Raw genomic sequence first — 18,230 nt, forward strand, 5'->3', positions numbered from 1 at the left:
GAGACACTACCCAATTTCCTATCCCTGTTGAGCATTTCTAAAAACTGAAAGGGATAACAGGAGGCAGCTCTCTTATTGACTGTGTTTCCACAATAAGGCATCAACACTCCATTTCCCCGGCCCGTTAAAAAAGAAGACCAATGCCAATAGTACAAACATAAATGGGTGCTGATCTTCGTACCAGAATTTGCCATGACCAATAAAGAACGTAATGTAGAGCATCGTGCCGATGGTAATCAGGCAAGCTAGTCGCGTGAGTAAACCGACTGTCAGTAAAATGCCTGCTACCAGTTCAGATCCTTTGCCAAGATAAGCCATGAACAGTGGTGAAGCCGACGTTTTTAAAGCATCCCACGTAGCGTATTCTTTTATTTTGTCAGGCTCGAATACCTCCCAACCATGGTACATTAACAATAAGCCGAAAAAGACTCGGATAAACGTTAAGCCGCTGCTCTGAAATAGGCTATCGGCTGAGAAAAACTTCTTCATAAAAATAATGTTAGAGTCTGTTAAGATCTCTAATCAACGAAGAAAAACAAAACGCCCTCCATCTTTCGATCGAGGGCGTTTTTGTTACGTATTAAGAAGCGTGATCTTACATCATGCCGCCCATACCGCCTGGATGGCCGTGACCAGCGCCAGCCGCTGGAGCTTCTTCTGGCTCATCAGCGATTACACATTCGGTCGTCAGCAACAGACCAGCGATAGAAGCTGCGTTTTCCAGAGCCAGACGGGTTACTTTTTTCGGGTCAATGATACCGGCGCTGAACAGATCTTCGAACGTATCGTTCTTCGCGTTGTAACCGAAGCCACCCTGACCATCTTTCACTTTGTTTACGATAACCGATCCTTCGCCACCAGCGTTGGCAACGATGGTACGTAGTGGAGACTCGAGTGCTACACGGATGATGTTAACACCAGTCTTCTCATCTTCGTTGCTGGTATTGATGCTGTCCAGCGCCGAGATCGTACGGATCAGTGCAATACCGCCACCCGTTACGATACCTTCTTCAACGGCAGCGCGGGTTGCATGCAGCGCATCGTCAACACGGTCTTTCTTTTCTTTCATTTCTACTTCGGTAGCCGCACCGATGTAGAGGATAGCCACACCACCCGACAGTTTCGCCAGACGCTCCTGCAATTTCTCGCGGTCGTAATCTGACGTAGTGTTTTCGATTTGGGCTTTGATTTGGTTAACGCGGCCAGTGATGTCGTCTTTTCCGCCAACACCATTAACAACCGTCGTGTTGTCTTTATCGATCAGGATTTTTTCAGCCTGTCCTAGATATTCGATCGAAGCGTTTTCGAGTTTGAAACCACGCTCTTCGCTGATAACCTGGCCACCGGTCAGGATAGCAATGTCTTCCAGCATCGCTTTCCGACGATCACCAAAACCTGGAGCCTTCACGGCGGCAACTTTCAGCGCACCCCGGATTTTGTTAACAACCAACGTAGCAAGCGCTTCACCGTCAACATCTTCAGCGATGATCAGCAACGGCCGGCCAGTCTGAGCAACTTGCTCCAGAACAGGCAGCAATTCTTTCATCGACGATACTTTCTTTTCCGAAATCAGGATGAACGGACGCTCCAGTTCAACTTCCATTTTTTCGGTGTTCGTCACGAAGTAAGGCGACAGGTAACCGCGGTCGAACTGCATACCTTCTACGGTTTTAACTTCCGTTTCGGTACCACGAGCTTCTTCAACCGTAATAACCCCTTCTTTACCCACTTTCTTCATGGCTTCGGCAATCATCTTACCGATTTCTTCGTCGTGGTTGGCCGAGATGGTAGCAACCTGTTCGATTTTACCGAAATCGTCACCAATCGTTTGCGATTGCTCGCTCAGATTAGCCACAACAGCCTGAACCGCTTTGTCGATACCGCGTTTCAGATCCATTGGGTTTGCACCAGCTGCTACGTTCTTCGCACCGATCGAGTAGATGGCCTGAGCCAGAACCGTAGCTGTCGTGGTACCGTCACCAGCCGAATCAGCCGTTTTCGACGCTACTTCTTTTACCAACTGAGCGCCCATGTTTTCCATGGCGTCTTTCAGTTCAATTTCTTTGGCAACCGTCACACCGTCTTTGGTGATGGCAGGCGAGCCGAATTTTTTATCCAGAATTACGTTCCGGCCTTTAGGTCCGAGGGTTACTTTCACCGCGTCGGCCAGGGTATCAACACCCTTCTTAATGCGCTCGCGAGCTTCTGTGTCAAAAAATATTTTCTTAGCCATTTTTTTAAGTTGAAAAGTTTGCTGTTTTCAGTCTACAGTTGCACGAAGGTGGCTCTATAAATAACTGAAAACTGTAAACAGAAGACTGTAAACTAAACGATTAAAGGATTGCGAAAATGTCCGATTCACGCATGATTAGGTACTCTTTGCCATCAACGGTGATTTCTGTACCAGCATACTTGCCATACAATACCGTATCGCCCACCTGAACCGTCAGCGGCTCATCTTTCTTACCTGCGCCAACGGCAACGACCGTACCACGCTGGGGCTTTTCCTTTGCCGTGTCGGGAATAATAATCCCGAACGAGGTTTTTTCTTCTGCCGGAGCGGCTTCTACCAGCACCCGGTCGGCCAGCGGTTTCACGTTCACTTTAACGCTTTCCGTTTCTGCTACCATGATAATGAGTTGATTAAGGTTTTACTATTAGTGTAATTAATATACGACGCTGGCAAGACGCCAATTTTTGTGCCAACCCGACAAAACTGTCAAATTTTCAGCTTGTAAGCTGACACACTGCCATTGTCCGATTTAGTTAGCTTTCATTCGGTAGATTGAACATTTCCCTTTAACGGAATTTGGAAGTTTGCTAACAAATGCTTAGTTTAACTAAATCATATACGGTCAAAATGGATTTTTCCGGTCTATGAAAAAATTACAACCTGACTGGTTTACGCAAAATTGGATTGATGCTGAATACCAAAAGTATGTCGTGATGGCATACTTGCAGGCGGTTCAGCAAAATTTCACAGAATACAAACTTTGTCCTGATTTGCCTGAACTGCGCGATCATTACAATGCCGGTGTTCGTTTTTCGAGGGGCAAAGGTACGTTAAATGCCGCTTTCCCCAAGCGAATTAGCCGAGTAACCGGCCCTCCGCCCCGGATTGAATACAAATCTGAGGTAACGGACTCGGGTTTTTTAGCCGAGATGGATGCCATTATGGAATTTGCTCTGCCACGATTTCAGGCCCTGTTAACCGAGGGTCAGCAGCGGTGGGCAGATGTCGCCAGCTCACTCACTCTGGCTCCGATTGGTTTGATGCCATTACGTCCTGAAGAAGGCTATCTGTTGCTCCATGTCAGAAATCAGTCCGAAACGCAGGTCTATTATTTCAGTGTTACGCTCTATTCAGAACAGGAGCCTGGAGGACGGTTAGTGCAACTTCGCTTTCTGGAAGTAGCGCGCAGAAGTCTGGCCAATACGTTCGAGAATATTAAACTGGATCTAATCCGGCGGAATCGCCACCTGCCCAACCCGGCAACTTATATGCTGGAGAGTCAGCGAACCTATCCTGTTCAGGAAACATGGTTACCTATTGCCCGGCAATTACTGGCACAGGCAGTAGCTTAAGTGGAACGTAGCAGCAAAAAAGCCGCTCTCGATGAGAAAGCGGCTTTTTATTCTTGTAAACCTGAATTTTATTTCTGAGGTGTCAGTGCCGAGGTAGAAGCACCCGGCGTAGCAGCTCCCGGAGCGGCCTGACTTGGCGCAGCGCCATTCGCAGCATTCGGGGTTGCGGTTGGAGCAGCGGCACCCGGTAAAGTCTGGGTTTGTGCTCGCTCAACGTTAGCGCTGTTGATACCTGCGGCCTGATTACGGTCAACCAGAATGAAGGAGACCAGTGATAGAACCATAACGCCAACGCCAAGGCCCCAGGTGATCTGCTCTAGCAAATCGGTGGTTTTCTTTACGCCCATCAGTTGATTAGAGCCCAGTCCACCAAACTCACCAGCTAATCCTCCGCCTTTTGAGTTCTGAATCAGAACGATAAGGATTAGCAAAACCGTAAGAATACAAATAAGTACAATAAGTGCCGTTACCATGAAATCTGTTGTCACCGGGACGCCGGTGCGTTTATCAAGTTCAGTTATCAGTAAAAAAGTGGTTTATGATTCACTCGGACCTCCCCGTAATTCACTGATTTTTGCCGCAAAGTACGTCTTTTTTTCGGGATTTTTCACCATCAGTTGTGTATAGATTTCGATGGCTTTGTCGATCTTTCCTTGTCTGGCCAGAATTTTAGCGAAACTCTCTGTTGCAAAACCTCCGCCAACAGGTCTGCTACGTTTGCTTAAATCTTCCTGCTCAACGGGCTCATCTAGCTTGGCCTTTATCGGCGCAATACGAGGCTCATTTTTAATAAAACTTTCAATCAGATCAAATTGCCGTTTCCGTTCAATGTCTTCTGGAGAGGGAAGCGGTACATCTGGCGTTGTTTCTTCGATCGGAACAGGATCATTTTGCGAACTGGTTTCCTGTTGTAAAGCTGGATCTTCCGGAGCCACTATAGCGACGCTCAATTCCGGTGATACCGAATCCGCTAAAACGGGGGTTTGTTCTTGCTCGTTTTCGTTACGTTCAATCTGACTGGTCCATTGCAGAAGCGCTAACTTAGGAAAGCCCTGACTTAACCCGGCTTTGGCCTTGAAGAGCGCATAACTTTCCTGCTGGTAATCGTCTGGAATGGAAACGTGCTTTGCCGATAGCTCATTTAATTTCGTGAGCAGGTTTTCGGACCACTGGAACTCGTTGTCAATCAATTTACGTAGCGCATTTCGACTAAGCGCGTGGGCAGCTGCCTGGCGGACATACGGGATCGTCTGACTACGTTGATGCACGGATGCCGCTTTGGCCATCAAGGTGTGCAACGCCTGACAGTAAGGGTACATGGCCACGCTTTCCTGCAATTGGACAAGATCAGTAGGGGTTAGGTCTTCAGGGTGCGTGACCCAGTAGGAGAATGTTTCTTTATCGAGCGCAAGCATATCCCGAAAGTAAGGATGATTAACGAATGATGAAGGATAGACATGAAAAAAAGTTGTCAAACCTCATCGTTCAATTTACCAGTCGGCAGCTGTTTTATTGAAAATGTCCAGTACAATCTGATCCAGTATTTGAGGAACTAAACGGCTCTCATTCTGACTAAGCGTTTGATTTTGCGGGAAGTCCTTGTAAAAAGAGAAAGATTGTTCAAAATTCTTGCTCTCATCTTTATTGTTATAAAACCGGGCCAGTACAGTAATCTGCAACCGGTTGACGCTCGCCTGATCCTGAGCACTCGGAGCGACGGGGATCAGATCATAACCGGTAATGTTCCCCTCCAACACCATATCGCCATTGGCTGGAACAACTTTCAGGTTTGTGTAGCGCTGGTAGTATTCTTTTAATTTTTCGTTAAACGTCAGGGGTAAATTGGCCGGGCCACCGGCTGTCGCTAATACAAAATTATTGACCGTAACAGTCTTTATATCAGGGGATAAAGTTGTTCCCGTAAATGAATAAACTCCACAGGAGGAGAGGCATAATGAACAACAAACAATGAATAACGCAAGGACGAGGTGTCTCTGGAACAATTTAGTAGGGATTGTATGGTTTACATGGCTCATTAATACCTTACTCTTCATCAATCTCATACTGTTTAATTTTCCGATATAACGTCCGCTCGGAGATACCGAGTGCCTGGGCCGCATATTTTCGCTTGTTATTGTTACGTCGAAGGGCTTTTAGAATCATTTCTTTCTCCTGGCGTTCAAGTGAAAGCGAATCGTCTTCTTCTGTTTCGTGCGTTACGTCTTCAACCTCCGTTACGTCATTGATGTCGCCATCAACATCGTCGAAAATCTGAACTGGCGGGTGGCTGCCGTAGGTTTCGGAAGGGGATACTGCGGGAGTTGTGGGCCGGCCAGGGCTTTCGGTTCGAACGGCTCCATTTGTGGCTGGCAGAAAGCGTGTTACACCAACATCGGATGCGTTACGTCCGTCGTTTTCATTGGTAATCGAGTCGAATAATTCTTTATGATTGTGCAAAATCTGCCGGCCATCCTGTTCATTCCCTAATACGTCACGTACCAGTTTTTTCAGGTCGTTGACGTCCCGGCGCATATCAAACAGCACTTTATAAAGCAACTCGCGCTCCGAAAAATTCTCTGCGCTGCCATTGGCCTGCGGAAACAGTGCCAACGTACGGTTGGGCTGCTGAGTCTGCGGTAAGTACCTGGTCAGCGTATTGGCATCAATGGGTTTGTTCTGTTCCGACTCAAGGATTGATACCTGTTCGGCGATGTTTTTCAATTGCCGGATGTTGCCCGGAAACGAGAAATCCATGAGCAACTGCTTGGCATCTTCCGTAAGTTGTAGAGGCTTAATCCGGTATCGTTCAGCGAAGTCAGTTGTGAACTTTCGGAAAAGCAATTCAATGTCGGTGCCACGCTCGCGAAGGGGCGGTACGTAAATAGGAACCGTATTAAGCCGGTAATACAAATCTTCCCGAAACTTACCTTTTTCAACCGCGTCCAGCAGATTGACATTTGTAGCGGCCACCACGCGAACATCGGTTTTCTGAGTTTTCGACGAACCAACGCGAATAAATTCGCCGTTTTCCAGCACCCGTAACAGACGGGCCTGCGTACCCAGGGGCATTTCACCAATCTCGTCCAAGAAAATAGTGCCGCCGTTGGTTGTCTCGAAATAGCCCTTACGTGAGTCGACAGCCCCCGTAAATGAGCCTTTTTCATGGCCAAATAATTCTGAATCGATGGTGCCTTCGGGAATCGCTCCGCAGTTGATGGCAATAAATTGTCCATGCTTTCGGGCGCTCAGGCTGTGGATGATTTTGGAAAACGATTCTTTCCCACTCCCACTTTCGCCTGTAATCAGCACGGTCAAATCGGTAGCGGCCACCTGCATCGCTACGTTGATAGCGTAGTTGAGCGCAGGGGCGTTTCCAATTATACCGAAGCGTTGTTTAACAGACTGTATTTCCTGATTATTCATAAATTTAAAGGATGATGAGCCGCATAGGCAGCCTCGAATGGATAATGAATAATGTACAGGAAAATGTCTTTCAGACTCTTAATACATTACTCGCTCTCCACTACGTATTAACAACTTCTCCCCGTAGGGTAGCCGATGTGCATTCGGTTACTAACACATTGACGTACTGGCCTTTCTGATAATTACCTCTGGGAAAAACAACCATTTTGTTCTGGTCATTACGTCCACACAGAAAATCGTCGGAACGTTTGGAGAAACCTTCAATGAGTACGCGCTGCACTTGTCCGATATGACGCTGGTTACGCTCGGCGGAATGTTCTAACTGCTTCGCGATGATTTCATTCAGGCGTCGCTTTTTGATATCTTCCGGAATGTCATCCGCATATTTTTTAGCGGCCAGCGTACCGGGGCGCTCCGAGTAAGCAAACATATAAGCATAATCGTAGCGAACGTAATTCATGAGCGACAACGATTCCTGATGCTCTTCTTCTGTTTCGGTGCAAAACCCCGAAATCATATCGGTCGAGATACCACAATCGTCGCCCAGGATCTCGCGGATCCGGTCTATTTTACCAATATACCAGGGCCGGTCGTAGGTTCGGTTCATTAGCTTCAGAACCCGGCTATTACCGCTCTGGGCAGGCAAATGGATATACTTGCAGATGTTGTCGTAGCGAGCCATCGTATGGAGCACATCATCCGTAATGTCTTTTGGGTGCGAGGTTGAAAACCGCACGCGCAAGTCTGGGTGAATACGCGCCACCATTTCAAGCAGGTTGGCAAAGGTGGTAGTGGGCAGAGAGGTTTGGGCAGAGGGCATAAATACTGCATCGTCTTCGGCCCTCTGCCCGAAGCCCTCTGCTCCCTGCCATTTATACGAATCCACATTTTGCCCCAGCAGTGTCACTTCGCGGTAACCCCTATCGAAAAGATCTTGTGCTTCGCGGACAATGCTAAAGGGATCACGGCTACGCTCGCGACCACGCGTGAAGGGCACAACGCAGAAGCTGCACATATTGTCGCAGCCTCGCATAATGGAAACAAAAGCCGTTACGCCGTTGGAATTCAACCGAATAGGCGAAATGTCGGCATAGGTTTCTTCGCGTGACAGGAAGACGTTTACGGCTTTCTGTCCTGATTCGGCTTCTTCAACCAGCTTTGGAATATCCCGGTACGCATCAGGCCCCGCTACGATATCAACTACCTTTTCTTCTTCCAGCAACTTGGTTTTCAGGCGTTCGGCCATGCAGCCAAGCATACCAACCAGCAGTTCAGGTTTCTGGCGTTTCAGGCCGGTGAGATGCTTTAGCCGATGCCGGACCTTTTGTTCGGCATTATCGCGAATGGCACAGGTATTCAGAAAGATAAGGTCTGCATCTTCGGCTGATGAGGTTGTGGCGAAGCCTGCGTTACGCATAACGGCTGCGACAATCTCGCTATCAGCGAAGTTCATTTGGCAACCATAGCTTTCAATATAGAGCCGTTTCTTACCTACCGCTAGTTCTTCTTCAGAAGTACGCGGTAAATCAATTTGCTCTTTGTCAGCCGGTTGTAGTATGGTTAGTTCGGGGATGAGCGTCATAATCGGTCAATAATTGTCAGTCGATAGTCATGGGTTGCTATCGACGTTGACTGGTAACTATCGAATTCTTTTTACAAAATTACAAAGAAAGCCTCGATAAAGCTGTCATTTTGGCAGGAAATAGGCGTTAAATTCTGTTAAGCCCTTTATACTACGTATTAGAATGGGTAGCCAATTCCAAAATTGATGACCAGAGGGTTTGCACCTTTTGACAGCCTGCTGAGTGAGAATTCCGGCAGGATAAACCGTTTGTCAGTAATACCATCAGGACCGTTAGGGTCGGGATATCGGCGGGCGGGGTCCCAGACTTTGATGCCGCCATCAAAACGAATGACAAAAAACGAGAAGTCAAAACGCAGGCCAACGCCGGTACCAACCGCAATTTGCGGAATGAACGTACCGAATTGAAAGGCAGAGCCCGGTCGGTTCGAGTTATTGCTGAGCGTCCAGACATTACCGGCATCCACAAAAATAGCTCCATTTACGTCGGCGCCAAGATGAAACAACCGGCCGCGTAATTCAGCCGAGCCTTCAATCAGTACGTTGCCGGGCTGCTCGAATAAATAAATAAATTGCCCTGTTTCGGTATTCATATTCGGTTGGTTAGGGTTCCCCGCCTGGTATGGGAAAGCCGCCCCTGGTCCTAACCGCCTGGGTAGCCAGGCCCGAACGCTGTTACTACCGCCCGCAAAGAAAAATTTCTCATACGGTACGGCCCCGCCCGGCCCATAACCATAGGCTATTCCTGTATTCACCCGAAAGGCTAGTGCTGTTTTGTTTCGGATAGGGATATAGTAGCGGTAATCGACATTAGACCTTAGGAACTTATAAAGTTGTAAACCTATACCTCCATTTTCCTGACTCCATTCGTCGACTTTTTTGTTTGAAACAAAGTTGAGAGTCGTTCCGCCTGATTCAAGAACGGTGCGAAGGAAACTAGCCCGGCGGTTCTGACCCGGTATGTTCGTGTTATAGGTATAGGCAAAACTGAAGCTGGAGCTAAGAGACCTGCGGAAAAAGTTCAGATAAACTGTACTTCCCTGTTGCGTCAGGGTTTCTAACTGCTCTCTGAACGCCCTGGTAATGGTTGAGTTAGTACCGTCGCCTGCGTTAATCAGGTTAATATCAGCGATCAGAAAACTGAATTGTTTGGATGCAGTTGTTTGCCAGTTGTAGGCCATTGTTGCCCGAAGGAGCGATCGCTGGAAATCAGGGCGGAACGTATTGTTGAAGCTCAGGCTGATCTGTGTGCGGGGGGCGGAGCGATTGAAGCGAAACCGGATACGGCCAGGGAATAAAATCTGGGGAAAGATAAGCGAACTGCTGATTCCTAGCTCCTGAGACGTATAAACTGCCTGGTCAGGCTTCGCTGGATCGGGCACGAAACCTGTTTGTGCCTCCAGGCCATAGCGAACCGACGTTTCGAAGGTTTCCAGGCCGCCGAACATGTTCCTCACCCGAAAAACCAGGCTGCCAAAACCACCCGGATAGCCCTGTCCCTGATAGAGCAAACCCGTAACCCCACCTTCGGCAGTGGCTTCGTATTTGTCTAGTGGGGTAGCTGTAATCAGCGTATGCAGCCGGCGGTTGGTCGTGTCAATAAAGTTGATGTTCACAAACTTGAACTGATTCAGTAAAAAAAGCTGCCGTTGTGTATCGCGATAATTACTCTGGCTGTATAGCTGGTTTGGTCGAAAGAGGATTTTCGAGTTCAGTAGTCGTAAGGAAATATCACGGCCACCCAGCAAATACGTAATCCCATTACGACTAACCGTGTCACGATCGGCCGTGGCAACGAACGGTGAGGTTCCGTCGGGCGTGTCAGTTCCGGAATTAATCTGCATTTCCACCTCGCCAATATGATAAATTGGGTGAGCCGATAGGCCGGGTGGATTCACAATCTGAATGGCTACGTCAACGTTACGTCGGGTAGAATCACCGGGTTCAAGGCCCTGATAGAAACGGCGGTCATTGCCACGACGAATGGTGTCTACATCAGTGGCCCGGACGTATTGACGGGAAAAGGAATAATAGCCCTGATCACGTAGCAGAGATTCGATGCGGAGCCGTTCGCCCGCCATGTTGTCGAAATCGAACCGATCGCCTACGTGAAGCTGGGATTTATCGAACGATTGCCGAACGATTGAATCAACCTGTGGGTCGGCGATCTGATACGTTATGTTTCGCAGATAAAAGCCTTCATTTTCCTTAATCAGGTAATTGACCCGAATTTGACGTCGGCGAAGCGTATCGAGTGTGTAGCTCGTTTTCGCGTTGAAAAAGCCTTTGTCCGACAGGTATTTCTGCATTTTCACGACGTTGGCCTTCACATCGGCTTCCGCAAAATAGGAGGGCGGCTCGCCCAGGCTACGCATCAGCCAGTTTCCTTCTTCAGCTTTCAGACGTAGCCGTTTCAACTGCCGGGCGTAACGCCGGTTCAGGCGCTTAAGCGCCTGTGGGTCGTTGGCCAATTGCTGACTTTGCTGTTCAAATTCGTTAGTTTTGTCCTGTAGGTCACGTAATGCAGCCTCCCGATTATACCGACGCAGACCTAGCTGATAAAACCAGAGCGGGGGAGTAATGGGCAGACCCAGAATCCGCCGGTTCGGTTTTTGAGGAATCAGACTTTCAAGATTTTCGCTGGAAATTGTGCGATTGCCACGTATCGTTTGGGAGGTCAGCAAATATTCCTTTGAACTCAAACAGCCGGAGAGCGAAGTTAGTAGCAACAGCAGCAACAGTGCCGATATATGATGTGTGACGTATGATGTATGGCGTTGTAGCCAATCATACATCATATATTTGACATCATACTTTTTTTTCATGCTTTCCAAAAATCAACTTAAATATATTCAGTCGCTCCATCAGAAAAAATACCGTCAGCAACATGGCGCTTTTCTGGTTGAAGGGGCCAAGAGCGTACAGGAAGTACTCCAATCGGATTTTCAGACGGAATTGGTCGTAGCAACCGAAGCGTTTTACAAAGAAAACGCTCCGTTGATAGATCGCCAACGAACACCCGTCGAAATTGCATCGGTTGCTGACCTCGAACGAGCGGGTACGCTCGAAAGCAACAATGCCGCACTGGCTGTTGTCAGAACGAAGGAGAACCGCCCGCTATTGGCTGAACTGGCCGAGATTGCTTTAATTTTAGACGAAATCCGCGATCCTGGCAACTTAGGAACCATTCTGCGCATTGCCGATTGGTATGGCGTACCCAAAATTCTTTGCTCCGAAACAACCGCCGATATCTATAATCCTAAAGTGATATCGGCCAGCAAAGGATCATTTACACGAGTAAGTTGGTGGTATGGCGACGTAGTGGAGGTATTAAAACAGGTACAGTCTGACAACGTAGCGGCTCCGCCAGAAAATCAAATAGCTGTGTACGGTGCCTTTTTAAACGGGGGCGATGTGCACACGTTACCTTTCAGAAAATCAGGTTATTTGGTGATGGGAAATGAATCGAATGGAATTCGGGCTGAGGTCGCAAAATACGTAACACAACGAGTGACAATTCCTCGTTACGGTGGTGCAGAATCGTTGAATGTAGGGATTGCTACGGCCGTATTGCTAGATAATATTCGTCGCGTTACGTCGCCCAACTAACTAAAAAGCTGTAGTGATTTCATGTACCGGTTATTGGGACTGTTTTTTGTAGTGATAGCCGTAATGGCCTTCTTACCTCAGGAAACTCCATCTGAAGGAAAGCGGATTTATGCCCAGTTTATAACCGATAAAAACCGATTTCACCAGCAGGTGGAGCAACTGGCGCACTATGTACAGGTAAACGCACCCGTTGATTCGCTACAGGAGACTTTCAAACGTAGCCGGCAGGATTACAAGCGAATTGAATGGTTGCTGGAATATTTTCAGCCATTTCTGGCGAGTCACGTCAACGGGCCACCAATAATCGAAGTTGAAGAAAATGAGCCGGGGCAACTGCTGATTTATCCTACCGGGCTACAGGTTGTGGAGCCGTATCTGTTTCCGACGCACGATACAACCCGGAAGGCTAATCTTCTGCGTGAACTTAACGCATTGATGTCGTACTCGTCGCGGCTGGAACAGGGTATTCCTATTGATCAACTGACGGATACATCTGTTATGGAAGCCATCCGACAGGAGTTGTTTCGATTGCTAACCTGGGGGATTACGGGCTATGATGCCCCCGAAACGCTAACAGGTTTATCGGAAGCGGTTGTTACGTTACGTTCTCTTCAGCAAACGTTTCAACCTTACACTGAAAAACTGCCCAAATCCATCGCTACTCAACTGGCGAAACGTTGGTCGGAGACTATCCGGAGTCTCGAACAAGCTTCTGATTTTAATAGCTTCGATCGGGTCATGTTTATTCGGGAACGGCTTTATCCGCTTTGCCGATCGATCCAGCAAGCGCGTCAAGCACTGACTATTTCGGCATCAACCACCGGCCGTTTCCTGTCGCCAATGGTAGCTACCTTATCGGATTCAGGCGCGTTTCGGGCAGGGTATCTAATCAATTTTGGTCAGTTTGTCAGCACTCCTCAGAAGGTCGCTTTGGGAAAAGTCCTGTTTTTTGATCCGCTTCTGTCGGGCAATAATGCCCGGAGTTGCGCGTCCTGCCATCAGCCGGAGCGGGCTTTCTCCGACGGCCGGGTCAAAAGCCGGGCGTTCAGTGGGCGAAAGCCCGTAATACGTAATGCGCCTACGCTGATTAATGCCGGTTTACAGAACGTACAATTTTACGACTCGCGAGTATTTTACCTTGAAGATCAGGTCCATGATGTGCTGAATAATACTCACGAAATGCACACATCGCCCGAGGAGGTCGTGCAGAAACTGTCGGGCAGTAGCCAGTATAAAAAAATGTTCGCCGAGGCTTTTCCCGCCGGGTTAACCGCTGCCAATATTCGGAATGCGCTGGCTTCGTACATTCGGAGCCTGACGGGTTTGAGCGCTCGCCCAGACCGGTATCTGCGTGGTGATGACGTAGCACTATCGGCTGATGAACTGTTGGGTTATAATCTTTTTTTAGGGAAAGCCCGTTGTGCTACGTGTCATTTCTTCCCGATTTATAACGGCTTTGTTCCCCCGCATTATCAGAAAGTGGAAAGTGAAATCATTGGTGTACCTCGTCAGCGCAAAGTACGTAATGCCCGACTTGATGAGGATCCTGGGCGATTTAATACGTATAAAAAGGATCGTTATCGGTTTGCGTTCAAAACACCAACGGTACGTAACGTAGCACTGACAGCACCGTATATGCACAATGGTGTCTACAAAACCTTAGAGGAGGTGGTTGATTTTTACAACCGGGGTGGCGGACGCGGTATTGGTATTCAGCTTGAGGAACAGACACTGGCCGATGATCCGCTTAATTTAACCGTTGTGGAACAGAAAGCATTGGTAGCGTTTATGCGATCATTAACCGATACAACCGGATTGACCCAGCGCCCGAACCAATTACCTATCGTTGATAGCAATCATACGCTAAATAGGCGAAGGATTGGCGGAACGTATTGATTAATAAATGGTTGTGCTACATAAACGAGTTCATTGCCGACTCATTGGCTAACTCTTCAGCATGTTCTTTGCCTAAATAACGGTCAATTCCGTAATGGGCTACATAGAGCAGGGGCGTCAGTAAGATAGCTGATGTGGCTTTGTAGATGTAGTTAATGATGCCCACAGCTAACACCTGCGTAAGCGACCAGTTTCCGAAAACGTAAAAAGCGATTGTCAGCACAACGAAACTATCGACCAGCTGGGATACCAGTGTGGAGCCCGTAGCCCGTAGCCATATTTTTTGACTACCGGTTATTCTACGTAGCGAGTGAAATACATATACGTCCAGAATCTGACCAATCAAAAACGCTGTCAATGAGCCGATGATGATGCCTAATCCCTGCCGGAAAATCATCTGAAAAGCATTGTTGATATTGATTGGATTTCCCGCTACGTCCTTCGCATTAACATCAAGCCAGAATTGAGCCGGCGGAAGGTTCGTAACCGCGTAGATAACCAGAAAACTGTAACCAATGAATCCGGCAGTCAGAAAGGAAATACGTCGAACTCCTGTTTTACCGAAATATTCATTAATAATGTCGGACGTAACAAATACAAACGGCCAGATGACAGCCCCGGCCGTGAGGTTAAAATCTAACACGAAATCGCCGAATAAATGAATCTGAGCGGGTTTTGTGCCCAGTAACGTTTCGACGGAAAAGATTTTAACCCCAATTATTTCGGCAATGAGCGTATTGGTTAGAAATATAGCGCTCAGAAAAATATAAAGATTGGTTCGCTTGTTCGTAAAGGAGGCAGGCATAAAAACAGGCTATAAGCGTCAGTTGTTAGGGCAAGATACGTTACACAAGACCGATGACTTGCGACTATTGACTAATTTTTTCGCTTGTACACGTCCGCAATCGCCGTTTTCTCGTACTGAGCCGCTATAGCTGGAGCGCGTTGAAACAACTTCTGAACTACGTTTTCGCGGTCAATAATATAATCAGGGGGGTCTTGCCGAAAGTGATCAAAGACGTTGATCACAGACTGATAACTATCTAAATTTTTGAGATCATACTTTGCCAGATCCCAGTTTAGATAGGGCGTTGCCAGGCGATTTTGCCGATAAGCGCTCAAATCTTCACCGATAATCAGTACGTGTTGGTCGCGGATATTGTCGGGTAGTGGAGAAGAACGAACCTGTAAACTGCTCAAACGACCTAACTCTGCACCCGGAATCAGCCCCAGCGCACCCTGATAAAACAGGAGCAACATCAGCGCAAAAGCTATTGAAAAGCTGGTTTCTGCCAGCCAGACTTTGCGAATATTCTCGAAGTAATAGTATGTAAAGTAAGCCATTGGCGGTACAAAGCTCAGAAAAGCCATCGGGGCCAGAAATGGCATCAGACCAATCGTCAGAACAGCTATGACGAACCAGATCATCATAATCTGCTGTACTCGCTGCTGAAAGTTAACGTAACCCCCTTTGCGGTTAAACAGACTCAGGAAACCTAAAACTGCCAAACCTAACGGAATCAGCAGCGAGGCAAACAACGACTGAAAGTCAGATAATGAATATTGCCGGACCCGAAACACCGACGCGAGCAGATTCCGGTTGAAATCGTCCAGGCTATCGTATAGGTAATAAAAGAGGACGGTAGTGGCAATAGGAAAGAGAAAACCGAACACCGATAATGAACATTGCCGAAAGGTAGCGCCTGTGTAGAATAGCAGGGATAATGTGGCCCAGACGATAAATAAAGCGGATGGTAGATAAAACAAAGCGGCAATACCGATGTAAAAACCAACTTCAAATACTTCGTCGGTAGCGCCCCGCCGGTCCATTTGACGAATAAGCGTACCAAATGCGAGCAGCAACCAACTCGTCGACATCAGTACGGGAGAGAGCGTCAGACAGTCGAACGAGAGATGCATGAACAGCATGTAAAACAAACCCGGCCAGAAAGTCCGGTCGGGGTAAACGTCCCGGATGTTGGTTAGCCGGTTGAAGTAAACGATCTGAAACACAGAGACAAGCGTAGCCGCTCCATGTAAGGCGATTGGCGAGCGGCCAAAAACACTATCGATTCCCCAGTAAGCCAATGCCGATAAGGGACTAACGCTGTCCCAGATGTCCCGGTAAAGCAAATTGCCCTGACTAATTCGTTCGCCGACAATCATCCAGTTCAGTTCAGGAATCAGCAGCGGAAACGGATGCAGCAGCAGCGGTACCCGAATCAGCACAAGCAGACCCAGCAGCGCCACGTATTGATAGGGGAAGTATGATTGGAAAAAGCGTAGCAAAGCGAATAGAACGTATCGACAATTGCCGCAAAATTACAGTCAATTTCGGCAGAACGGAAAAATGGGTGGATATTTGCAGATTATGTACGTTTTAAGAATAACGAATGGCTATAAACTATTCGGTTATTCTTACGTTCAATGGAGTATCTAAGTTTGACGTTGTATGGAATCGAAACGACAGCAGAAAGTTGCCCGGCAGTTACAGAAAGACTTAAGCGAGATCTTTCAGCGGGAAGTGCCGCATTTATTTAACGGGGCGTTCATTACCGTCACCAACGTGCGCGTTTCGCCAGATTTAAGCGTAGCACGGGTTTATTTGAGTTTTCTGGCTACGAAAAATAAAGACCTGTTGCTGGAAACGATACAGGAAAAAGGAAAGATCATCCGGCAGCATCTCGGCGACCGGGTTCGGCATCAGCTTCGTATCGTTCCTGATTTGAGTTTCTTTCTGGACGATACAGCCGAATACGCCGATAAAATGGATAAACTCTTCGCTGGTCTGGATATTCCACCAGCACCCGAGGATGACAATGATGAGTGATTAGCCGGTTTGCCGGAGCAATAATTCACTCAATCACTCATTAAAACATGAACCTTCCTGCCTGGATTGCACGTCGGTATTTTTTTTCTCGTAAGAAACGCAGCTTTATCAGCTGGCTGTCTATTCTGTCGATGCTCGGTGTGGGGGTCGGAACAATGGCTCTTGTTGTCGTGCTGTCGGTTTTTAATGGAATGGAAGAATTGAACCGACAGATTTTCAAGACGTTTGAGGCTGATATGACCGTTTTGCCGAAACAGGGCAAGCGATTTATAGCCACCGCCGAATTACTCACTCGGTTGCGCCAGACTCCCGGTGTTCATCTGCTAACGCCCGTTGCGCAGGATAATGCCCTGGCCCGTTATGCGAATGCCACAACGGTTGTAAAACTTAAAGGCGTAGACGACAATTATCTACAACGTCAGCAACTCGACTCCGCCTTACTGGAAGGAAAGCTGCTGTTACGTCGGGAAGGGGTCAACTACGCCATTGTGGCCGAAGGAATACGTAACGACCTGAGTATTTCGCTGGTTGATATTCTGACGCCCCTCGAAATCATGTATCCTCAGAGCGGGCAAACGTTCAGTGTTCTGAATCCGAACGCCTTCAATCGGGCTTCGTTGACGGTTTCTGGTGTGTTTTTCATTGAATCTCGCTACGATAATTTCGTATTGGCACCCTTGGACGTAGCGCGGGAATTGTTCGGTTACAAGCCCGGCGAAGTGACGAGCCTGGAAATTCAACTCAATCGGGGCGTGAATGAGAACGTAGTGAAAAAGGCATTGCAGGCTGCGGCAGGGGATAACGTACTGGTACAGACCCGCGACGATTTAAACGTCGATCTTTACCGGGCCATCTACGTTGAGAAATTGCTGGTAGCCATTACACTCGCCTTTATTATTCTGGCCGCTTCCATCAACATTTTCTTTACCTTGTCGATGTTAGTGATTGAGAAAAAAACCGATATCCGAATCCTGTTTGCGTTGGGAGCAACAAAAGGGATGGTTCGGCGAATTTTTCTGACAGAGGGAGCCCTAATAGCGTTGATAGGTGCTTTTACGGGCCTGATTCTGGGCGTTACGTTATGCGTATTGCAGGAGCGCTACGGTCTGGTTGGCATGGGTATGGTCAGCTCAATCATAGACGCTTACCCGGTGCGGCTTCAGGCAGGCGATATTACACTGACGGTTGTTTTGGTTGTGATCATCACCGTTCTTACGTCCTGGTTGCCTGCCCAGCGAGCGGCTAATACACAATAAGCCAAGTGTCGGGCAATGTCATTAAGCACAGAGTCCCGGAGTTTATAAA

Annotated in this window: 16 protein-coding genes; 5 read left to right on the forward strand and 11 right to left on the reverse strand. The window is 47.8% G+C overall.

The window, feature by feature from the left end; genetic code table 11:
* Nucleotides 1–72 precede the first annotated feature (72 nt).
* From ACOJS8_RS24365 to ACOJS8_RS24375, 3 genes are all read right to left on the reverse strand, one after another.
* Complete coding sequence (locus ACOJS8_RS24365; RefSeq protein WP_420151166.1) at nt 73–489, reverse strand: DoxX family protein; 417 nt, start codon at nt 487–489, stop codon at nt 73–75.
* 106 nt (nt 490–595) lie between these two features.
* On the reverse strand, nt 596–2,233 hold the full coding sequence (gene groL / locus ACOJS8_RS24370; RefSeq protein ID WP_420151167.1) for a chaperonin GroEL: 1,638 nt from the start codon (nt 2,231–2,233) through the stop codon (nt 596–598).
* Between the two features lie 100 nt (nt 2,234–2,333).
* The gene (locus tag ACOJS8_RS24375; RefSeq protein ID WP_012925587.1) at nt 2,334–2,630 is read right to left on the reverse strand and encodes a co-chaperone GroES; all 297 of its coding nucleotides are present in this window, start codon (nt 2,628–2,630) and stop codon (nt 2,334–2,336) included.
* A 247-nt stretch (nt 2,631–2,877) separates the two neighbouring features.
* Here ACOJS8_RS24375 and ACOJS8_RS24380 point away from each other — a divergent pair, with 247 nt between their 5' ends.
* Nucleotides 2,878–3,585, forward strand: coding sequence for a hypothetical protein (locus tag ACOJS8_RS24380; protein WP_420151168.1), 708 nt, complete (start codon nt 2,878–2,880; stop codon nt 3,583–3,585).
* A gap of 68 nt (nt 3,586–3,653) precedes the next feature.
* Here ACOJS8_RS24380 and secG read toward each other — a convergent pair whose 3' ends face one another.
* The 6 genes from secG to ACOJS8_RS24410 form a co-directional block, all read right to left on the reverse strand.
* Complete coding sequence (secG, locus tag ACOJS8_RS24385; protein ID WP_420151169.1) at nt 3,654–4,058, reverse strand: preprotein translocase subunit SecG; 405 nt, start codon at nt 4,056–4,058, stop codon at nt 3,654–3,656.
* A 63-nt stretch (nt 4,059–4,121) separates the two neighbouring features.
* Nucleotides 4,122–5,000 (reverse strand): hypothetical protein, encoded by an 879-nt coding sequence (locus ACOJS8_RS24390; RefSeq protein ID WP_420151170.1) that lies wholly within the window; start codon nt 4,998–5,000, stop codon nt 4,122–4,124.
* A 75-nt stretch (nt 5,001–5,075) separates the two neighbouring features.
* Nucleotides 5,076–5,588, reverse strand: a complete 513-nt coding sequence (gene lptE, locus ACOJS8_RS24395; protein WP_420151171.1) for an LPS assembly lipoprotein LptE — start codon at nt 5,586–5,588, stop codon at nt 5,076–5,078.
* 40 nt (nt 5,589–5,628) lie between these two features.
* Nucleotides 5,629–7,008 (reverse strand): sigma-54 interaction domain-containing protein, encoded by a 1,380-nt coding sequence (locus tag ACOJS8_RS24400; protein ID WP_420151172.1) that lies wholly within the window; start codon nt 7,006–7,008, stop codon nt 5,629–5,631.
* A gap of 100 nt (nt 7,009–7,108) precedes the next feature.
* Nucleotides 7,109–8,590: a tRNA (N6-isopentenyl adenosine(37)-C2)-methylthiotransferase MiaB gene (gene miaB, locus ACOJS8_RS24405; RefSeq protein WP_420151173.1), complete on the reverse strand. Its 1,482-nt coding sequence runs from the start codon at nt 8,588–8,590 to the stop codon at nt 7,109–7,111.
* 158 nt (nt 8,591–8,748) lie between these two features.
* Nucleotides 8,749–11,385, reverse strand: coding sequence for a BamA/TamA family outer membrane protein (locus tag ACOJS8_RS24410; RefSeq protein ID WP_420151200.1), 2,637 nt, complete (start codon nt 11,383–11,385; stop codon nt 8,749–8,751).
* Between the two features lie 28 nt (nt 11,386–11,413).
* Here ACOJS8_RS24410 and ACOJS8_RS24415 point away from each other — a divergent pair, with 28 nt between their 5' ends.
* Both ACOJS8_RS24415 and ACOJS8_RS24420 read left to right on the forward strand, forming a co-directional pair.
* Nucleotides 11,414–12,199 (forward strand): TrmH family RNA methyltransferase, encoded by a 786-nt coding sequence (locus ACOJS8_RS24415; RefSeq protein WP_420151174.1) that lies wholly within the window; start codon nt 11,414–11,416, stop codon nt 12,197–12,199.
* 21 nt (nt 12,200–12,220) lie between these two features.
* Complete coding sequence (locus tag ACOJS8_RS24420; protein WP_420151175.1) at nt 12,221–14,095, forward strand: cytochrome-c peroxidase; 1,875 nt, start codon at nt 12,221–12,223, stop codon at nt 14,093–14,095.
* Nucleotides 14,096–14,111: 16 nt separating this feature from the next.
* Here ACOJS8_RS24420 and ACOJS8_RS24425 read toward each other — a convergent pair whose 3' ends face one another.
* Nucleotides 14,112–14,900 carry a queuosine precursor transporter gene (locus tag ACOJS8_RS24425; protein ID WP_420151176.1) on the reverse strand — a complete coding sequence of 263 codons (789 nt, stop codon included), beginning with the start codon at nt 14,898–14,900 and terminating at the stop codon, nt 14,112–14,114.
* A 71-nt stretch (nt 14,901–14,971) separates the two neighbouring features.
* A complete protein-coding gene (locus ACOJS8_RS24430; protein ID WP_420151177.1) occupies nt 14,972–16,384 on the reverse strand; it encodes a hypothetical protein in 1,413 nt (470 codons plus the stop codon).
* 163 nt (nt 16,385–16,547) lie between these two features.
* Here ACOJS8_RS24430 and rbfA point away from each other — a divergent pair, with 163 nt between their 5' ends.
* Nucleotides 16,548–16,925 (forward strand): 30S ribosome-binding factor RbfA, encoded by a 378-nt coding sequence (rbfA, locus tag ACOJS8_RS24435; RefSeq protein WP_420151178.1) that lies wholly within the window; start codon nt 16,548–16,550, stop codon nt 16,923–16,925.
* Nucleotides 16,926–16,972: 47 nt separating this feature from the next.
* Entirely contained in the window at nt 16,973–18,181 is a 1,209-nt protein-coding gene (locus ACOJS8_RS24440; protein WP_420151179.1) for an ABC transporter permease, read from the forward strand.
* Nucleotides 18,182–18,230: the final 49 nt, after the last annotated feature.

The sequence above is a fragment of the Spirosoma sp. genome (assembly GCF_048594605.1).
Taxonomy (GTDB): domain Bacteria; phylum Bacteroidota; class Bacteroidia; order Cytophagales; family Spirosomataceae; genus Spirosoma.